The sequence below is a fragment of the Paraherbaspirillum soli genome (genome assembly GCF_042654985.1).
Taxonomy (GTDB): domain Bacteria; phylum Pseudomonadota; class Gammaproteobacteria; order Burkholderiales; family Burkholderiaceae_D; genus Paraherbaspirillum; species Paraherbaspirillum soli.
The window spans coordinates 300,973-316,567 of record NZ_JBHSMT010000026.1 but is presented as its reverse complement, the minus strand read 5'-3'; the positions used below and the strand labels follow the sequence as shown (position 1 = coordinate 316,567).

General features: G+C 58.5%; 17 protein-coding genes. 4 read left to right on the top strand and 13 right to left on the bottom strand.

Going from position 1 to position 15,595, the window contains the following annotated elements:
* Positions 1-31: 31 nt before the first annotated feature.
* The 5 genes from ACFPM8_RS15270 to ACFPM8_RS15250 all read right to left on the bottom strand — a co-directional run bounded on the left by ACFPM8_RS15270 (position 32) and on the right by ACFPM8_RS15250 (position 6,054).
* A complete protein-coding gene (locus ACFPM8_RS15270; RefSeq protein WP_378998489.1) occupies positions 32-1,654 on the bottom strand; it encodes a GMC family oxidoreductase in 1,623 nt (540 codons plus the stop codon).
* Positions 1,651-2,898: a mandelate racemase/muconate lactonizing enzyme family protein gene (locus ACFPM8_RS15265; protein ID WP_378998487.1), complete on the bottom strand. Its 1,248-nt coding sequence runs from the start codon at positions 2,896-2,898 to the stop codon at positions 1,651-1,653. Before ACFPM8_RS15265 ends, ACFPM8_RS15270 begins: the two co-directional genes overlap by 4 nt.
* A gap of 179 nt (positions 2,899-3,077) precedes the next feature.
* On the bottom strand, positions 3,078-4,502 hold the full coding sequence (gene aldA / locus ACFPM8_RS15260; RefSeq protein WP_378998485.1) for an aldehyde dehydrogenase: 1,425 nt from the start codon (positions 4,500-4,502) through the stop codon (positions 3,078-3,080).
* 33 nt (positions 4,503-4,535) lie between these two features.
* The gene (gene fae, locus ACFPM8_RS15255; RefSeq protein ID WP_378998484.1) at positions 4,536-5,039 is read right to left on the bottom strand and encodes a formaldehyde-activating enzyme; all 504 of its coding nucleotides are present in this window, start codon (positions 5,037-5,039) and stop codon (positions 4,536-4,538) included.
* 13 nt (positions 5,040-5,052) lie between these two features.
* Positions 5,053-6,054: an aldo/keto reductase gene (locus ACFPM8_RS15250; RefSeq protein WP_378998482.1), complete on the bottom strand. Its 1,002-nt coding sequence runs from the start codon at positions 6,052-6,054 to the stop codon at positions 5,053-5,055.
* Between the two features lie 224 nt (positions 6,055-6,278).
* On the opposite strand from ACFPM8_RS15250, the gene ACFPM8_RS15245 reads away from it, so the two are divergent.
* Genes ACFPM8_RS15245 through ACFPM8_RS15235 form a run of 3 tightly spaced genes read left to right on the top strand, consistent with a single transcriptional unit; the run spans position 6,279 to position 9,054 of the window.
* The gene (locus ACFPM8_RS15245) at positions 6,279-7,301 is read left to right on the top strand and encodes an ABC transporter substrate-binding protein (protein WP_378998481.1); all 1,023 of its coding nucleotides are present in this window, start codon (positions 6,279-6,281) and stop codon (positions 7,299-7,301) included.
* Positions 7,302-7,314: 13 nt separating this feature from the next.
* Entirely contained in the window at positions 7,315-8,187 is an 873-nt protein-coding gene (locus ACFPM8_RS15240; RefSeq protein WP_378998479.1) for an ABC transporter permease, read from the top strand.
* 6 nt (positions 8,188-8,193) lie between these two features.
* Entirely contained in the window at positions 8,194-9,054 is an 861-nt protein-coding gene (locus ACFPM8_RS15235; protein ID WP_378998477.1) for a quaternary amine ABC transporter ATP-binding protein, read from the top strand.
* On the opposite strand, the gene ACFPM8_RS15230 is transcribed toward ACFPM8_RS15235, so the two are convergent.
* On the bottom strand, positions 9,008-9,982 hold the full coding sequence (locus tag ACFPM8_RS15230; RefSeq protein WP_378998475.1) for a LysR substrate-binding domain-containing protein: 975 nt from the start codon (positions 9,980-9,982) through the stop codon (positions 9,008-9,010). The two genes, ACFPM8_RS15235 and ACFPM8_RS15230, sit on opposite strands and share 47 nt — an antisense overlap.
* 297 nt (positions 9,983-10,279) lie before the next feature.
* Here ACFPM8_RS15230 and ACFPM8_RS15225 point away from each other — a divergent pair, with 297 nt between their 5' ends.
* Positions 10,280-10,969, top strand: a complete 690-nt coding sequence (locus ACFPM8_RS15225; protein ID WP_378998473.1) for an outer membrane lipoprotein — start codon at positions 10,280-10,282, stop codon at positions 10,967-10,969.
* Between the two features lie 100 nt (positions 10,970-11,069).
* Here the strand turns inward: ACFPM8_RS15225 and iscX are convergent, their stop codons facing one another.
* From iscX to iscU, 7 genes are all read right to left on the bottom strand, one after another.
* Complete coding sequence (gene iscX, locus ACFPM8_RS15220) at positions 11,070-11,264, bottom strand: Fe-S cluster assembly protein IscX (RefSeq protein ID WP_378998471.1); 195 nt, start codon at positions 11,262-11,264, stop codon at positions 11,070-11,072.
* Positions 11,265-11,281: 17 nt separating this feature from the next.
* Complete coding sequence (gene fdx, locus ACFPM8_RS15215) at positions 11,282-11,620, bottom strand: ISC system 2Fe-2S type ferredoxin (protein ID WP_378998469.1); 339 nt, start codon at positions 11,618-11,620, stop codon at positions 11,282-11,284.
* A gap of 32 nt (positions 11,621-11,652) precedes the next feature.
* Positions 11,653-13,518, bottom strand: coding sequence for a Fe-S protein assembly chaperone HscA (gene hscA, locus ACFPM8_RS15210; protein WP_378998467.1), 1,866 nt, complete (start codon positions 13,516-13,518; stop codon positions 11,653-11,655).
* Between the two features lie 3 nt (positions 13,519-13,521).
* Entirely contained in the window at positions 13,522-14,136 is a 615-nt protein-coding gene (locus ACFPM8_RS15205) for a LysE family translocator (protein WP_378998465.1), read from the bottom strand.
* Positions 14,137-14,155: 19 nt separating this feature from the next.
* The gene (hscB, locus tag ACFPM8_RS15200) at positions 14,156-14,671 is read right to left on the bottom strand and encodes a Fe-S protein assembly co-chaperone HscB (protein WP_378998463.1); all 516 of its coding nucleotides are present in this window, start codon (positions 14,669-14,671) and stop codon (positions 14,156-14,158) included.
* 102 nt (positions 14,672-14,773) lie between these two features.
* Positions 14,774-15,097, bottom strand: a complete 324-nt coding sequence (gene iscA / locus ACFPM8_RS15195) for an iron-sulfur cluster assembly protein IscA (RefSeq protein WP_378998461.1) — start codon at positions 15,095-15,097, stop codon at positions 14,774-14,776.
* 83 nt (positions 15,098-15,180) lie between these two features.
* Positions 15,181-15,585, bottom strand: a complete 405-nt coding sequence (gene iscU, locus ACFPM8_RS15190; protein ID WP_378998459.1) for a Fe-S cluster assembly scaffold IscU — start codon at positions 15,583-15,585, stop codon at positions 15,181-15,183.
* Positions 15,586-15,595: the final 10 nt, after the last annotated feature.

The window sequence follows — 15,595 nt, the reverse complement described above, 5'->3', positions numbered from 1 at the left end:
TTGGGTGTTTCGGGCTACTGTGGTCTATTGTTCACGCCAACCCATCATGCTCGACCAGGATTTGCTCCGCCCCTTTTTCCGCCACCATCATCACCGCCGCATTGATATTGGCGGAGGTGATATTGGGGAAAATCGACGCATCGACCACCCGCAAACCGGCCATGCCATGCACCTTCAGCGTGCTGGAGACCACCGCGGTTCGCGGGTCCGGTCCCATCGCGCAGGAGCCGCACAGGTGATAGATGGAGCCGGCTTGCTCGCGGAAAAATTGCAGCAGGCCGGCGGCGTCGGTCACGCTCGCGGCCGGCCTGAGCTGTTGCGCGGTGATGCGTTGCAGTGCCGGTGTTGCGGCCAGCCGGCGTATCAAGCGGCAGCCCTGGATCGCTTCGTCGACATCTTTTTGCGTGCTGAGGTAGTTGGGCTGGATCCGGGGCGGGAGCATGACGTCGTTGGCGGCGATTTGCACGCTGCCGCGGCTGCTTGGACGGCAAGCATTAAAAAACAGCAGGAAGCCGGAGTAAGGGTCGGGCTTCAATTTCGCCTGCGGATTATTGGGGACGGCATACGACAGCGGATTGAAATAGAGCTGCAAATTGGGGTGCTGTTCCTGATCCGTGCCTTTGAAAAATCCGCCCGCCTGATTCACGCTGAGCGCCAGCGGGCCGCTGCGTTTGAACAGGTATTGCAAGCCTGCCTTGAGCTGTCCGCCTAGCGATCCCAGATCGTCATTCAACGTCTTTCGGTTGGCCTTGAAATAAAACGATGCGCACAAATGGTCTTGCAAATTGCGGCCGACCGCCGGCAAGTGATGCATCAGCGGAATCGCATGGCTGGCGAGCAGCGCGGCGTCTGCCACGCCGGACAATTGCAGCAGCTTGGGCGAATCGACCGCACCGGCGGCGACGATCACTTCGCGCCGGGCTTTGAACACGCGGCTGACGCCATGCTGCCGCACCGCGACGGCGGTGGCGCGTTTGCTTTCGTCGAACAGGATGCGTTCGGCCAAGGCGTGGTATTCGAGCTTGAGATTGGGCCGCGGCAAGGCCGGATGCAAATAGGCGGCGCTGCTGGAGTCGCGCCGGCCGTTGCGGATGTTGGCGTCGTAGATGCCGGCGCCTTCGAACTGTGCGCCGTTGAAATCATCGTTGAGCGGATAGCCCATTTGCCGGCAGGCTTCCAGGTAGTCGTCGCAAATCGGGTGCGCCTGCTGTCTCATCTGGCTGATGCCGATCGGCCCGCTGGCGCTGTGAAAGGCGGTGTCGCCGAGCGGATGTGATTCCAGTTTTTTGAAATACGGCAGCAGGTCCCGATAGCCCCAGCCCGGATTGCCGGCCGCTTGCCAGTCGTCGAAATCATGCGGCTGGCCGCGTACATAAATCATCGCGTTGATGGCGCCGGAGCCGCCCTGCACTTTGCCGCGCGGCGCGTACAGGCGGCGGCCCGCCAGCTGCGCTTGCGGCTCGCTGTGGTACATCCAGTTGTATTTCGGGTTGGCGTAGGTTTTGGCGAAACCCAGCGGCAGTTTGAACCAGTACGAGCTGTCTTTGCCGCCAGCTTCCAGCAGCAGGACACTGTAGCGGTCGGATTGGCTCAGTCGGTTGGCGAGGATGCAGCCGGCCGATCCGGCGCCGACGATGATGAAATCGAAAGTCATGCGACCTGCTCCGCGTGCCAGCGCTTGTTCCAGCTGTCGGACGCTGCTTGTTTGACGTCGAACGGTTGCGGGTCCATAGCCAGATGCAGCTGGTCGCCGCTGTACGGCGAGTGCGCCGCCACCACGTCCATATCGAGTTCGACTCCCAGGCCCGGCTCTTGCGGCGGAATAATGAATCCGTCTTGCCACTGGATCGGCTTTTTCAGGATATCGGCATGGAAGCCCTGCCAGCGCAGGATGCTTTCCTGGATCAGGAAATTGGGGGTGGCGGTCGCCAGCTGGATGCTGGCGGCGGCGCCAATCGGGCCGTTGTATAAATGCGGTGCGATCTGGGCGTAATAGGCTTCGGCCATGGCGGCGATTTTCTTGGCTTCCAGGATGCCGCCGACCCGGCCCAGATTCATTTGCAGGATAGACGCCGCGCCGCGCTTCAACAAATCGAAAAATTCGTACTTGGTGGTCAGCCGTTCGCCGGCGGCAATCGGGATACTGGTTTTGGCGGCGACGCTGGCCATGGCGTCGCTCTGCCCCGGCGGCACCGGTTCTTCAAACCATAGCGGGTCGTATTTCTCAAGCCGCTTGGCCAGGCGCACCGCCGATGCCGGCGTCATTTGTCCGTGCGTGCCGATCAGCAAATCACAGCGATCGCCGACCGCGGCGCGGATCTTGCGGCAGAACTGTTCCGATTTTTCCAGCAATTCCAGCGAAATATGATGACCGGAATAGCTGCTGTAAGGACCGGCCGGATCGAACTTCAACGCGGTGAAGCCTTGCTCCATCAATGCCACCGCGGATTCCACCGCCAGCTCGACATCGTCGTAGTCAGGCTCGCCGCGGCTGTTTTGCGGATATAGATAGGTGTAGGAGCGCAGGCGCTGGTGGACCTTGCCGCCTAGCAGTTGGTACACCGGCTGGTTGGCCGCTTTGCCGATGATGTCCCAGCAGGCCATTTCCAGGCCGCTGACGATCCCCATCATGGTCAGGTCCGGGCGCTGGGTGAAGCCGCTGGAATATGCCTGGCGGAAGAAGCGTTCGATATGGTGCGGGTCGTGCTCCAGCAGATAGCGTTCGAACACATCGGCGATCGCCGCCGCCATCACCTTCGGGTGAAAGGTCGAAGCGTAAACTTCACCGACGCCTTCAATCCCGCAGGCTGTTTTGAGGGTAACGAATATCCAGTATCTGCCGCCGAGATACGGCGGCGGTACGGCTACCACGTGGGATTGCATTGATATGATTTTCATGGCTGGGCTTTTTGTTTTGAACACGATCTGTGCAGCGCAGTATTTGGAAATGGGACTGTATTAATGTAGGGCGGAAAAGCGTAGCGCCTTCCGCCATGCATACCTCTGTCGCATGTTGTGCGGGCTATACGGCGGATAACGCTGCGCTCATCCGCCCTACTCCCACTTTTTCAGTCCGATTAATACTTCATGACCACTAGACGGGTCTGGGTAAACTCCAGCATCCCGTGTTTGCCATCGTCGCCGCCCAGGCCGGAGCGTTTCCATCCCGCGTGATAGCCCTGGTAGGGATCGGCGGGAACGCGGTTGATGTACAGTTCGCCGGCCTCGATATTGTTCGCGACCAGCATGGCCGAACGATAGTCCGCGGTGTAGAGGACAGAGGACAAACCGAACTGGTGATCGTTGGCCAGTTCCAGCGCTTGTTCGATGCTGTCGTATGGCAGCACGCATAGCACCGGGCCGAAAATTTCTTCTTGCACGATGTCCATCTCCTGACGGCAGTCGGTCAGCAATGTGAGCGGGTAAAAGAATCCTTTACCACTGGGTATCGCGCCGCCCATCTCCAGCGTGGCGCCGTCGGTCACAGCGCGCGCCACCATTTGATGCACCCGGCGCCGCGCCTGCAGGTTGATCAACGGCCCCATGTGATCCGGATTTTGCGCCCGGTCGCCGCATTGATAGCCGGTCAGTTTTTGCTTGAGCAGCGCCAGGAATTGTTGGTAGACGTCGCGCTGCACATAGACTCTTTCGACTGCGGTGCAAAGCTGGCCGCAGTGCGTCGCTTTTGAGTTGGCAATCGCGCCGGCAGCTTGTTCGAGGTCGGCGTCGGCCGCAATAATGGCCGGGGTTTTGCCGCCTAGCTCCAGTGACGTTTTGGCGATGTTGGCTTGCGCATATTGCAGCACCTTGCGGCCGGCGGCGACACTCCCGGTCAGCGTAATCATGCCGAGCCGGGCATCGGTGCACATGCTGCCGGCGGCCGGGTGGTGCATCGCCAGGATATTGATCACGCCGTCCGGCAGCCGCGCATCGCGCACGGCCGCGGCGATCTCGAAAGCCGAGCATGGCGTGTTGCTGCTGGGACGCACCACGACGGTATTGCCGGCGATCAGTGCCGGAGCGATTTTGCGCAGCAAGGTATACACCGGGTAGTTGAACGGGATCAGGCAGGCCACCACGCCGATCGGCTCGCGCTGCAGCAGCATGGTTTCCGACGGCGAGTCGCTGGGGATGATTTCGCCTTCGATGCGACGCGCCCACTCGGCGTGGTAACGGGTGATTGCCGCGGCGTGGACCACTTCGTTGGTGGCGTCATCCAGGCTCTTGCCCGATTCCAGCGTCAGTACCTGGGCTATGACGCCAGCACGCGCCAGCAAGGCATCGGCAAATCGCTGCAAATATCCGGCGCGTTCAATCGCGGGTAGTTTGTGCCACATTTTTTGCGCGGCCGCAGCGACATTCACCGCACGCAGCGCTTGGGCTGCCGTCGCCGCGGAAACCCGTCCGACCAGTTCTTCGGTAGCCGGGTTGTGCACGGCGATGACGTCGTCGCTGTACGGCGCGACGAAGGCATTGTTGATGAAGTTTTTATAGGTTCGCATCGTCATCTCCTCCGACAGAAAATTCGGCTGAATTCAGTTTTTCGGGGTGTAGAACGGATTGGAAATACTGCCCAGCGCTGCAGCCAGTTCCGCCCGGCTGGGCCAGCCTGTAGTCAGTGCGCGTTGCGCCGCCAGATAGATCGCATCGCAATTATTTTGATATACCTGATCGGCATCGTCGGCCAGCGGGTTGACCCACACCGCGGCCACGGCGATCCAGTGCTCCTCGGCTTCCGGCGGCAACACGCGATCCAGCAAAGCTTTGGTCATACCGTGGGCGACGCCGGCCTGGGCCGGGCCCCAGCTCATGTTTTCATGATGGGGAGTGGTCAATACCGCCTTGGCGATGAACAGCGTGGTCGGCTTGACCGGCAGATTCGGCTTCAATACCGTTTGGAACGGAATATGCCCCGGCCCCGGCGAACTGGCTGCGGTCACTACTGCGCCGCCCATCGGGCCGCTCTTCGGACCGATGAACAGATTGATATGCGCAGCGTTGGGTCCGCTTCCGCAAAACCCTTCTCCGATTTTGATCATGCCAATTCCTTAGCTAGTGACAGTTGTCCAGCGCACGCGGACGCCGCACCGGGTTGTAATCGTTGATCATGTCGCGCGGACGATACGGTTGTTCCAGATAGCCGCATTCATCGGCGCTCAGAACAATGTCGCCGGCCGCGACCGCCAGTTGCAATTGCTGAGGGCTGTCGGCGCCGATGATGGGCACATTTGAATTGCCGTTTTGCGCCACCCAAGCCATTGCAATCTGTGCCGGATGCACATCGCGATCGTTGGCGACTTCCAGCACGCGCTCGGCGATCTCGACGTCGATCTGGTCGCCGAAGAATTGCGACAGGAAGGGGTCGTGTTCGGTGCGAGCGCTTTTTTTCAACGCCGTCAGGTAGCCGCGCGCCAGCGGGCTGAAGGTGGAAACGGCGATGTCCCGGTGCCGGCAGTACGGCATCATTTCGCGTTCCTCTTCGCGATACAGCAGGCTGTACTGGCATTGCATGTTGACGAATTCGGTCCAGTTGTTTTGGCGGGCGATTGCATTCATTTCTGCAAATTGCCATGCATACATGGTGGAGGCGCCGATGTAGCGCGCCTTGCCGGCCTTGACGATGTCGTGCAGGGCTTCCATCGTCTCGCGCATCGGGGTGTGCGGATCGAACGCATGCACCATGTAGATATCGACGTAATCGGTGCCTATCCGTTGCAAGGAGCGATCAATCGACGACAGCAGATGTTTGCGCGACAAGCCCTGGTCATTCGGATCGTCGCTCATCGGATAAAAAACTTTGGTGGCCAGCACCAGGCTGTCGCGCGGCTTCAATTTCAACAAGGTGCGCCCCACCACTTGTTCGTTGGCGCCCTGCGAATACCAATCAGCCATGTCGAAGAAATTGATGCCCAGATCCAGTGCGCTTTTCAGAATCGGCACCGATTTTTCTGTATCCAGTACCCAGCCTTTCCAAGCCGGGTCCCCCATCGACATGGTGCCGAGACAGAAGCGCGAGACCTTGAGGCCGGTGCGGCCAAAACGAACAGTTTGCATGGCGTGTTTTTCTTAAATCGGTTTTGAGGTGCACTCATCGTAGGAGCAGGCGGCGGCGCGTGACAAACGCAAAATACAGATTGCTCCATCTAAAAAATGCATAGCCGGGGCAAGCGTTTACGCATCGTAATTTTCGATAGGGCTATCTAATTATTGTGTTGGGCGAGATCGGCCTTTGCGTTGAAGATAGGCGCAGGCTGTTATAAAAATTCCAAGGAGAAGAAATGAAATGGAAGCCAATGATCGCGGCTGCGGCGCTGGTGTCGGCCGCCTCTGCCGCGCAGGCAACGGCGGTGCCGCAGTGGTGCGCCGAAGGCAAGCCGGTCAGGTTCGCCGGCGTCACCTGGGAGAGCGCGCAATTCTTTACCGCCATCGCCAGCTTCATCGTCGCCAACGGTTACGGCTGCAAAATTGAAAGCGTCAGCGGCAGCACCGCCGTCACGGAAGCCGCGCTGGTTGCCAACGATCTGCAAGTCTGGATGGAACAGTGGGAGCGCACCAATGTGATCAAGCAAGGCCGCAACGACGGCAAAATCGCGCTGGTCGGCAGCATCCTGACGGGCGGCACGCGCGAGGGCTGGTTTGTCCCCGCTTACCTGGTCCACGGCGATCCGAAACGCGGCATCAAGGCCAGCGCGCCGGAGCTGAAATCGGTGGCCGATCTGCCGCGCTACAAGCATTTGTTCAAGGACGATGAAGAACCGACCAGAGGCCGCTTCCTGAACTGCCCGAGCGGCTGGGATTGCGAACGCATCAACAACCAGAAATTCAAGGCTTACAAACTGGCCGCCAGCTACACCAACTTCCGCCCCGGCACCGGCGGCGCGCTGGACGCCACGATTTCTTCCGCTTACGAGCGCGGCAAACCCATCCTGTTTTATTACTGGTCGCCCGCGGGCTTGATGGGCAAATATCAATTCATCCAATTGCAGGAGCCGGAGTTTAGCGAGAAATGCTGGAGGACCTTGCAAAACAATACGACCGATGCAGTCTGCGGCAGCGGCACGCCGTCTTCCAAATTGACCATTGGCGTTGCCACCCCGTTCATCAAGGGTGCGCCCGACATCATTGCTTTCTTCGATAAATTCTCGGTGGCTGGCGACATCGTCAATCATGCGATTACCGAGATGCGGGAACGCAAAGTCGACGCCGCGGTGCTGGCCAGGGATTTCCTGCAAAAGAATAAGGCGCTGTGGAAACAGTGGGTGCCGGCCGACGTGGCTGAAAAAGTCGACAGCAAGCTGTAGCGAGGGAACCGGCATGTCTTTCGAGTTCTTTATCCCTGTCAGCTTTTCCGAAGTGTTAAATCACGGCATCGCCGGCATCGTGCAGGACTATGGCGATGCGCTGCACGACGTTTCCAGCTTCATGCTGCGCTTTCTGCTGGTGCCGCTGGAAAGCTTGCTGCAGTCGATACCGCCGTGGCTGATCCTGACGGCGGTCGGTTTGATCAGCTATCACGCGCTGCGGCGGATCGGTTTGAGTTTGTTGTCTGTCGCTGCGCTGTACTTTATCGGCTGCCTCGGGTTGTGGGAAAAAACCATACAGACCCTGAATATCATGCTGGTATCCATCATCATTTGCCTGCTGATCGGCATCCCGGCCGGGATCCTGATGGCCAGGAGCAAATTGCTATCGCGCCTGTTGCTGCCGGTGCTCGATGTGATGCAAACCTTCCCGATGTTTGTCTATATGCTGCCGGCGGTCATGCTGTTCAGTATCGGCAAAGTACCCGCGGTGCTGGCGACCGTGATCTATGCGCTGCCGCCGCTGATTCGCCTGACCGAACTGGGCATCCGTCAGGTCGATGAAGAAACCCGCGATGCAGCCTGGTCGTTCGGCACCACTGGTTTGCAGTTGCTGCTGTGGGTGCAGCTGCCGCTGGCGCGTCCCAGCATCATGGCCGGCATCAATCAAACCACCATGCTGGCGTTGGCGATGGTAGTGGTGGCGTCGATGATAGGCGCGCGCGGCCTGGGTGAAGATATCTTGCAAGGGTTGACCAATCTCGACTTCGGCAAAGGCGCGCACGCCGGCATTGCGGTGGTGATCCTGGCGATCGTGATTGACCGCATTACGCAAGCCTATGGCATGAATCGCCGTCAACGCGCTCAACTGAAACAGCCGGAGTAGACCGCCATGCACACCACCGCCGACAGCGTTGCACAAACTGCGTGCAGCAAAATTTCAGTACGTAATATTTACAAGGTATTCGGCGCGCAAACCGCACCCGCACTGGCCTTGCTGAGACAGGACAAAAGCAAGGCGGAAGTGTTGCAACAGACCGGCTGCAATGTCGGGCTGCGCAATATTTCGCTCGACATCCCGGAGGGGAAAATCGCCGTCATCATGGGTTTGTCCGGATCGGGAAAATCGACGCTGGTGCGGCACTTCAATCGGCTGATCGATCCGACCATGGGAGAAATCCTGATCGATGGCGCAAATATCCTGGCGCTGGATGCCGACGGCCTGCGCCGGCTGCGCCGCAACAAAATCAGCATGGTGTTCCAGAGTTTTGGCCTGCTGCCGCATTGGTCGGTATTGGACAATGCCGCGTTTGCGTTGCTGACTCGCGGCGTCAAGAAAAAGGAAGCGCACGAGCGGGCGCAGGAATGGCTGGAGCGGGTTGGGCTGAAGGCGTATTCAAAAGCTTATCCGGATCAACTGTCAGGCGGCATGCGGCAACGGGTCGGCTTGGCGCGGGCGTTGGCGGCGGATACCGATATCATCCTGATGGACGAGGCGTTCAGCGCACTCGATCCCTTGATCCGCGCCGAGATGCAGGATCAGTTGCTGGCATTGCAGCAGCGCTTCCATAAAACCATCGTCTTCATTACCCACGATCTGGATGAGGCGATTCACATCGGCGCGCAAATTTCAATCTTGCGCGACGGCGTGCTGGTGCAGGTGGGAACTGCCGACGACATCCTGCATCGGCCGGCCGATGAGTATGTCAGGCGCTTCGTTGAACGACGCACCAGCGGCGGCAGTCGTCATTGATCGGTGAGGATTCCGTTACCGGCGCAGGGACGCTGAAGCGCTGGATCATCCACGAGCGAAACGACGCAATCGCCTGATCCAGCAAGTCATCGGAATGGGTCAACAAATAATAGCCATAGCCGTCGTCGACCCAGACATCGAACGGCTGCACCAAGGCGCCGGTACCCAGTTCTTGCTGGAACAGCAAAGGATCGAGCAGCGCAATGCCGCTGCCGCTCATCGCATATTGCGCCGCCAGATTGGCGGTTTCGAACACCAGCCCGCGATCCACTGCCAGGTTCGGCAACTCGGCTTGCCGTACAAAGCGATCCCACAAGCGGTGTCGAGGCTGGCCTTCCAGCAGCACGTGGACGATCTCGTTGCCGGCGATGAAGGCGCTCAGGCATTCCGCTTGCGTCCCCTTCAGCAAAGATGGATGACACAGCGGTGTCAGTCGCACATGCCACAACAGGTCGGCGATCAGGTGATTGGCTTCCGCTTTGGAATACACCACGGCGACGTCGCCGTTAACCTCCGGCATGCCGACCTTGTTGGGGATCATCAGGTCGAGCATCACTTCGGGAAAGGCGTTTCTGAATTCACGCAAAATCGGCACCGCCAGATTATGTGCAAAGGTCGATGGCATTTGTATATGCAGGATGCGATGCGGGGCCGCGCCGTCTTTCAAAATGTCTTTCAACACGTGTTCGATGCGGTCGAACGATTTATTCACGACCGGCAACAGGGCCCGACCCGCCGCGGTAAGCATCAGGTGCTGATGCTTGCGCTCGAAAAGCTTGACGCCCAACAATCCCTCCAGCGTCAGGATATGGCGGCTCACCGCACTTTGCGAAACGAACAAACTGTTCGCCGCCGCCGTCACGCTCAAATACCTGCCGGCTGCCTCGAAAGCGCGCAACGCATTTAATGGTAAGCAACGACGGTCCATATTGATCTCCCACGTTGTTTTGATCCTGACGACGTCTGACGATGACAATTGCGCATTCAAATTTAATTGCGTATTTGTCATGCATTCTACTGACTGTGGGCCGATCAGGTGAGACACGATGCTTTTTAATAACGTTTTTACGGCCGCAATTGTGATAGCCTGCAGCCGAATATTTCGCGTGTCGCAACGAACCGTTACATAAGATTACATTTGACACACTATCTGGATATTCTTCGCTTGCCGAAGCTTCGATAATGTAATGATCGTAATCAATAAAAAAACCCACAGGAGGTAATTATGGACAGCCCAAAACCAAGCAATCGCATTCATCCGCTAGTCGCTACTGCCGCGGTAGCGGTAACCATGGCTAGCCTGGTCGGCGTCGCCGCCATCACTGGCCTGATTCCAGGCGCAAACAGCTCGAACCCGGCCCCAGTCGCCGCCATGTCGGCTCCGGCACAGGGCTACAATTCCAATGCCTTGCCGCCCAACCAGCCGCTGCCAGGCCCAAATAGCAATTACGCGCAAGCGCCGGCAAATTATGCGCAGGCGCCAGCTCCGGCAAATTACGCACAAGCACCGGCCCCCGCACCGGCAACCCGTCCCAACTACACTGAAGAACCACGCCCGCAACACGCGGCACAGCCAGCCGTCTGCCACACTTGCGGTCATGTCGAGTCGGTCCAGGCGATTCAGCACGCGGCCAAACCTAGCGGCGTAGGGATCGCGGCGGGTGCGGTACTGGGCGGTATCCTCGGCCATCAAGTCGGCCACGGTCGCGGCAATACGCTGGCTACTGTTGCAGGTGCGGTCGGCGGCGGTTTTGCCGGTAATGAAGTAGAAAAACGCACGCACACCACGACCACTTATCAAGTCGAAGTGCGGATGGAAGACGGCAAGATGCGCAGCTTCCCATCGTCGCAATCGGAATGGCGAGTCGGCGATCCGGTCCGTGTAGTGAACGGTCATCTGGAATCGCGCGGTTAACACGTAGCGTCAAATCCGCAGTGTTCATTTTCTGCGGCGCATAAAAAAACCTCTGTCACTACAACAGCGACAGAGGTTTTTTTCTGCAATGTACGACGGTTTACTTTGCTTCTTCAATCCAGGCGGCCTGGATCGCTTCCAGGATTTTCTCGCCGGAACGATGCCGGTCGTCGTCAAACCCATCCAACTCGCCCACCCAATTATGCAAATCGGTAAAGCGAATCTTGGTCGGGTCGATGTCCGGAAACTTGTCGTATAAGGCTTCTGCGATCAGCAGTGAATCGGTCCATTTCATTTTTCCAGTCCCCCTTATCAATGGTTTTCGCTGGCGTGGTTGATCGTGTATTTCGGGATTTCCACCACCAGATCTTCTTGTCCCAGAATAGCCTGGCACGACAGGCGCGATGTCGCTTCCAGTCCCCAAGCCATATCCAGCAAGTCTTCTTCCTTTTCGTCCAGTTCGTTCAATGATGCGAAGCCTTCGCGCACGACCAGATGACAGGTAGTGCAGGCGCAGGATTTTTCGCAAGCGTGTTCGATTTCGATATCGTGGTTGAGCAATGCGTCGCAGATGGACTGCCCGCTTGGCGCATCAATCACGGTACCTTCAGGACAGAAGGTTGGATGGGGTAGTACGACGATTTGTGGCACTTGGTTTACCTCGGGAATATGTTTAAAACAATTTACGAAACTTGGTCCAGCGTCTTGCCGGTCAGGGCGTCGTGCACGCTGCGGTCCATCCGGCGCGCGGCGAAATCTTCGGTGCCATGCGCCAGCGCATCGACCGCGGCCTTGATCGCCAGATGATCGTCGCCCTGCGCCTTTGCGCGCACGTCGGCAATCAGCGCCGCAATCGAGACCCGCTCCTGCTCCGACAACAGCGCGGCATCAACCGTCAGCGCCGACTCGGTGGCAAGGATGATCCGCTCGGCCTCAACCTGCTCTTCTTTCAATGCGCGCATGCGCATGTCGATATCGGCCGACGCAAACGAGTCCTGCAACATGCGGGCGATTTCATCGTCGCCCAAGCCATAGGATGGCTTGACGCTGATCGACGCTTCTACGCCGGAACGCAATTCGCGCGCGGAGACCGACAGCAAACCATCCGCATCGACTTGATAAGTCACCCGAATCCGCGCCGCGCCTGCAGCCATCGGCGGAATCCCGCGCAGTTCGAATTTGGCCAGCGAACGGCAGTCGCTGACCAGCTCGCGTTCGCCTTGCAGCACCTGGATCGCCATCGCGGTCTGACCATCCTTGAAGGTGGTGAATTCTTGCGCGCGGGCGCATGGGATGGTCGAATTGCGTGGAATCACTTTGTCGACCAGGCCGCCCATGGTTTCGATACCGAGCGACAGCGGAATCACATCGAGCAGCAACCAGTCGTCGCCCGGCGCCCGGTTGCCGGCCAGCAGATTGGCCTGGATCGCGGCGCCCAGCGCCACTACTTTGTCCGGGTCGATATTGGCCAGCGGCGTGGTCTGGAAATAAGCACCGACCGCTTTGCGGATGCTCGGCATGCGGGTAGCGCCGCCGACCAGCACCACACCATCGACATCATCGACGCTCAGGTCGGCATCGCGCAGCGCCTTCCTGGTCGGGGTCAGGGTCTTGGCTACCAGGTGTTGGGTAATCTGGTCGAAGATCGCGGTGGTCAGCCGCAGATGCACCTGTTCGCCGGAACTCAGCGCGGCGTCGATGCTGACTTCGGCGTGCGTCGACAGCAGTTCCTTGGCTTCGCGTGCCTTGACCATTAGCACCCGCGTATCCTCGTCGGACAGCGGCGCCAGTTGCGCCTCTTCGCTGATCCAGCAAAATAATCTATGGTCGAAATCGTCGCCGCCCAGCGCTGAATCGCCGCCGGTAGCCAGCACTTCAAACACGCCCTTGGTCAACTTCAGTACCGAGATATCGAAGGTGCCGCCGCCCAGGTCGTAAACCGCATAGACGCCTTCGGAAGCGTTGTCCAGGCCGTAGGCGATCGCGGCCGCGGTCGGTTCATTCAGCAAACGCAAGACGTTGAGGCCGGCCAGTTTGGCGGCGTCCTTGGTGGCCTGACGCTGTGCATCGTCGAAATAAGCCGGCACTGTAATCACCGCGCCGACCAGGTCGTCGCCGAGCGCGTCTTCCGCCTGCTGACGCAGCGTTGCCAGGATTTCGGCAGAAATCTCGACCGGACTTTTGACGCCGGCGACGGTCTTCAATTGCACCATGCCCGGCACATCCAGAAAATCGTAGGGCAGGTTTTCGGCGTAAGCGATGTCTTTCAGGCCGCGTCCCATGAAGCGTTTGACCGACACGATGGTGTTCTTGGGGTCGGTGGTCTGGGCCGATTGCGCCTTGTAGCCGATGTGCGCGTTACCGTTCGGCAGGTAGCGCACGATGGACGGCAGCAATGAGCGCCCTGCCTCATCGTTCAATACCTCGGGAATGCTGTTGCGCACTGTGGCCACCAGCGAATTGGTGGTGCCGAGATCAATCCCTACCGCCAGCCGATGCTGATGCGGGGCGGTGGACATGCCAGGTTCGGAGATTTGGAGGAGAGCCATAATTTATTCCGGCAAAGCGATGCGAATACCGAGTCCGATAAACGCACAGCCAGCCAATCGATTCAAGTAGGTGGCGGCCGAAGCTTTGCGTTGGAAAAACGCTCCGACCATGCCAGAAAAACAGGCGATCGCGCTAAAAATTGCCAGCGCCTGCAAAATAAACACCGCCGCCAGCAATAGCATCTGCGCTGGAATATGGCCGGCGTGGGAGTTCACGAACTGCGGCAAAAATGCGATGAAAAACAAGGTCACTTTCGGATTCAGCATATTCGCAATCACGCTTTGCCAGTAAATCCGCGGCAGCTTCAGCGACGTTGGGTTGCCTGGCACATGAATCGCCGGATGTGAGCGCAAAGTGCGAATCCCGATGTACACCAAATAGCCGGCGCCGGCATAACGCAATAGCGAATACGCGGTCGGCGAAGCCTTGATCAGCGCGGCGAAACCCAGCACCGCCAGCATGGTATGAAAAATCAGACCGGAGCTGAAGCCGAGCGCGGCGACCAGACCGGCTTTTTTTCCCTGCGCAATGCCGCGCGTCAGCACATAAATATTGTCCGGACCGGGCGCTATCGTCAGCGTCATCGCGGCAACTAGAAACAACCCAATCTCAGGCATGCTCGATCTCGACTATCCGCTATGACTCGATAATGGCAAACGCATTACCGATCTCTTCGCCGAATTTTTCCAGGAACATCAACTGCCGCACATGTTGCGCCGCCGTCACGAAATCATGCGCATCCAGCAAGCCGGCAATCTTCAGCAGATCGGCCTTGCGCGCGGCACGCAATTCGCTGTCCAGTTGCTCCAGCGCCGGCAAGTCTTTGGCGGCACGCGCGTCTTCAAGCGTTTCGCGCCATTCCATCTGCTGCATCAGAAACGCGCCCGGCATCGCCGTGTTCGACTCGGCCTGTAATGCCACGCCGTTCAACTCGCATAAATAAGCGGCGCGTCTGAATGGGCTTTTTAGCGTCTGATAGGCTTCATTGGCGCGTGTCGTCCATTGCATCGCAACGCGCTTTTCGGCGCCGGTCGCATTGGCGAAACGATCGGGATGCGTTTGGTTTTGCACCTCGTGATAGGCCTTTTCCAGCGCCGAAGTATCAAGCGTGAAGCGTTGCGGCAGGTGGAATAACTCGAAGTGGTTTTGCATAGTTACTTAAAACAAAAGCCTGTTGTATTGCAACAGGCTTGCGAATTCATCTGCTCCATCATGTGGCGGTCTGTTTGCCGTCAAGCCCAGGCAATGCCAATCTCAAATCCGGAAACTCTCACCGCAACCGCATTCATCCTTGACGTTCGGATTGTAGAACTTGAAGCCTTCGTTCAAGCCCTCGCGCGCGAAATCGAGCTCGGTGCCGTCGATGTAGGGCAGGCTTTTCGGATCGACGAAAACGTGGATGCCATGCGATTCAAAGACGGCATCTTCATCCGTCTTTTCATCCACATATTCCAGCTTGTAGGCCAGACCGGAACAGCCGGTGGTGCGCACGCCAAAACGCAAGCCGATACCTTTGCCCCGCCGCTCGAGGTAGCGGTTGATATGTTTCGCTGCTTTTTCAGTAAGTGTGATTGCCATAACCCGTCGATCTCTTTTCCGGTCGTTTCAGCCTTCCGGCAACCGCGACGATGCGTCGCCGGTTACCGGGGGATGCCACGTATTTACGCTGCTTGCTTTTGCTCAGTCGTGCCGTGCTTGGTCTTGTAATCCTCGACCGCGGCCTTGATCGCATCTTCCGCCAGGATCGAGCAGTGAATCTTGACCGGCGGCAGCGCCAGCTCTTCGGCGATCTGGGTGTTCTTGATCGACAAAGCCTGGTCCAGCGTCTTGCCCTTGACCCACTCGGTCACCAGCGACGACGAAGCAATCGCCGAGCCGCAGCCGTAGGTCTTGAACTTCGCATCCTGGATCACGCCGTCTGCGCCAACCTTGATCTGCAATTTCATGACGTCGCCACATGCTGGCGCGCCGACCATTCCGGTACCGACGGTGTCGTCGCCTTTTTCGAAGGCGCCAACGTTGCGCGGGTTTTCATAGTGGTCGAGAACTTTTTCTGAATATGACATTTGCTACTCC

Coding starts and splice junctions, on each gene's coding strand:
- hscB (WP_378998463.1), bottom strand. CDS start 14,671: ATGCAAAACCACTTCGAGTTATTCCACCTGCCGCAACGCTTCACGCTT.
- ACFPM8_RS15265 (WP_378998487.1), bottom strand. CDS start 2,898: ATGAAAATCATATCAATGCAATCCCACGTGGTAGCCGTACCGCCGCCG.
- ACFPM8_RS15240 (WP_378998479.1), top strand. CDS start 7,315: ATGTCTTTCGAGTTCTTTATCCCTGTCAGCTTTTCCGAAGTGTTAAAT.
- fae (WP_378998484.1), bottom strand. CDS start 5,039: ATGATCAAAATCGGAGAAGGGTTTTGCGGAAGCGGACCCAACGCTGCG.
- ACFPM8_RS15270 (WP_378998489.1), bottom strand. CDS start 1,654: ATGACTTTCGATTTCATCATCGTCGGCGCCGGATCGGCCGGCTGCATC.
- hscA (WP_378998467.1), bottom strand. CDS start 13,518: ATGGCTCTCCTCCAAATCTCCGAACCTGGCATGTCCACCGCCCCGCAT.
- ACFPM8_RS15225 (WP_378998473.1), top strand. CDS start 10,280: ATGGACAGCCCAAAACCAAGCAATCGCATTCATCCGCTAGTCGCTACT.
- iscX (WP_378998471.1), bottom strand. CDS start 11,264: ATGAAATGGACCGATTCACTGCTGATCGCAGAAGCCTTATACGACAAG.
- ACFPM8_RS15250 (WP_378998482.1), bottom strand. CDS start 6,054: ATGCAAACTGTTCGTTTTGGCCGCACCGGCCTCAAGGTCTCGCGCTTC.
- ACFPM8_RS15230 (WP_378998475.1), bottom strand. CDS start 9,982: ATGGACCGTCGTTGCTTACCATTAAATGCGTTGCGCGCTTTCGAGGCA.
- aldA (WP_378998485.1), bottom strand. CDS start 4,502: ATGCGAACCTATAAAAACTTCATCAACAATGCCTTCGTCGCGCCGTAC.
- ACFPM8_RS15205 (WP_378998465.1), bottom strand. CDS start 14,136: ATGCCTGAGATTGGGTTGTTTCTAGTTGCCGCGATGACGCTGACGATA.
- iscA (WP_378998461.1), bottom strand. CDS start 15,097: ATGGCAATCACACTTACTGAAAAAGCAGCGAAACATATCAACCGCTAC.
- iscU (WP_378998459.1), bottom strand. CDS start 15,585: ATGTCATATTCAGAAAAAGTTCTCGACCACTATGAAAACCCGCGCAAC.
- ACFPM8_RS15235 (WP_378998477.1), top strand. CDS start 8,194: ATGCACACCACCGCCGACAGCGTTGCACAAACTGCGTGCAGCAAAATT.
- ACFPM8_RS15245 (WP_378998481.1), top strand. CDS start 6,279: ATGAAATGGAAGCCAATGATCGCGGCTGCGGCGCTGGTGTCGGCCGCC.